This is a genomic window from Actibacterium ureilyticum (assembly GCF_002285435.1).
GTDB classification, from domain to species: Bacteria; Pseudomonadota; Alphaproteobacteria; order Rhodobacterales; family Rhodobacteraceae; genus Actibacterium_C; species Actibacterium_C ureilyticum.
This window is the reverse complement of record NZ_NSBT01000025.1, coordinates 67,501-69,373: the sequence shown is the minus strand read 5'-3', so window position 1 is coordinate 69,373 and position 1,873 is coordinate 67,501. Positions and strand designations below refer to the sequence as shown.

Annotated in this window: 1 tRNA gene and 2 rRNA genes (1 of these 3 cut by a window edge); all 3 read right to left on the bottom strand. The window is 54.4% G+C overall.

What is annotated here, in order from left to right:
- Positions 1 to 12 precede the first annotated feature (12 nt).
- Positions 13 to 89: transfer RNA gene (locus CLM60_RS08575), tRNA-Met, on the bottom strand.
- A gap of 47 nt (positions 90 to 136) precedes the next feature.
- A 5S ribosomal RNA gene (rrf, locus tag CLM60_RS08570) occupies positions 137 to 251 on the bottom strand.
- Positions 252 to 333: 82 nt separating this feature from the next.
- Positions 334 to 1,873, bottom strand: a 23S ribosomal RNA gene (locus CLM60_RS08565) (it continues 1,289 nt past the right edge of the window).

Sequence of the window (1,873 nt, the reverse complement as noted above, 5' to 3'; positions counted from 1 at the left end):
TTTTTTATCGACTGGTTGCGGGAGTAGGATTTGAACCTACGACCTTCAGGTTATGAGCCTGACGAGCTACCGGGCTGCTCCATCCCGCGTCACTGTCGATTTTTGTCGTTTAGAGAGATTATTGGTTTTTTTCTAGGTTTGGCGGTGACCTACTCTCCCACGTCTTGAGACGCAGTACCATCGGCGCAACCGAGCTTAACGGCCGAGTTCGGGATGGGATCGGGTGTTTCTCTGGCGCTGTGACCACCAAACCGAGGAAAAAACCAAGTCAAGTCAAGTACATGTGTGTTTTGTGTATGCTTCTGACCAGTATTAGCCTTGCTATTACTGGATCAAATCAAGCCTATCGGACAATTAGTACCGGTCAACTGAACGCATTGCTGCGCTTACATCTCCGGCCTATCGACGAGGTGGTCTACCTCGGTCCTCAGGGATACCTTGTTTTGAGGGGGGCTTCCCGCTTAGATGCCTTCAGCGGTTATCCTGTCCGATCATAGCTACCCTGCACTACCGTTGGCACGATAACAGGTCCACCAGTGGATCGTTCACCCCGGTCCTCTCGTACTAGGGGCAACTCCTCTCAAGTATCCTACACCCACGGCAGATAGGGACCGAACTGTCTCACGACGTTCTAAACCCAGCTCACGTACCTCTTTAAACGGCGAACAGCCGTACCCTTGGGACCTGCTCCAGCCCCAGGATGAGATGAGCCGACATCGAGGTGCCAAACACTGCCGTCGATATGGACTCTTGGGCAGTATCAGCCTGTTATCCCCGGCGTACCTTTTATCCGTTGAGCGATGGCCCTTCCACGCGGGACCACCGGATCACTATGGCCGTCTTTCGACTCTGCTCGACTTGTCAGTCTCGCAGTCAGGCTGGCTTCTGCCATTGCACTCAACGAGCGATTTCCGACCGCTCTGAGCCAACCTTCGCGCGCCTCCGTTACTCTTTAGGAGGCGACCGCCCCAGTCAAACTACCCGCCACACAGGGTCCCGGCACCGGATAACGGTGCGCGGTTAGACATCAAGCAGAACAAGGGTGGTATCTCAAGGGAGGCTCCACAGGAACTGGCGTTCCTGCTTCGAAGCCTACCACCTATCCTGCACATGTTGTGCCTGATGCCAGTGTGAAGCTGTAGTAAAGGTGCACGGGGTCTTTCCGTCTAACCGCGGGAAGCCTGCATCTTGACAGGCAATTCAATTTCGCTGAGTCGATGTTGGAGACAGCGGGGAAGTCGTTACGCCATTCGTGCAGGTCGGAACTTACCCGACAAGGAATTTCGCTACCTTAGGACCGTTATAGTTACGGCCGCCGTTTACCTGGGCTTCAATTCGGAGCTTGCACCCCTCCTTTTAACCTTCAGGCACCGGGCAGGCGTCAGACCCTATACGTCGTCTTGCGACTTCGCAGAGCCCTGTGTTTTTAGTAAACAGTCGCCACCCCCTGGTTTGTGCCCCCAGCTCCAAGTTGCCTTGGAACCGGGCCTCCTTCTCGCGAACTTACGGAGGTATTTTGCCGAGTTCCTTCAACATCGTTCTCTCAAGCGCCTTGGTATGCTCTACCAGTCCACCTGTGTCGGTTTAGGGTACGGTCTGATGGAGGGCTATTTCCAGGAACCTCTCAGCGGCCCACCCAATCCGATAAGGGTGAACAACAGTCGAGATCCGTCACATCCTCCTGGCCTAGGAATATTAACCTAGTTCCCATCGTCTACGCATTTCTGCCTCGACTTAGGGGCCGGCTTACCCTGCTCAGATTAGCTTTAAGCAGGAACCCTTGGACTTTCGGCGAGAGTGTCTCTCACACTCTTTGTCGCTACTCATGTCATCATTCTCGCTAGTGATCGCTCCACCGTTCCTCACGGACCGG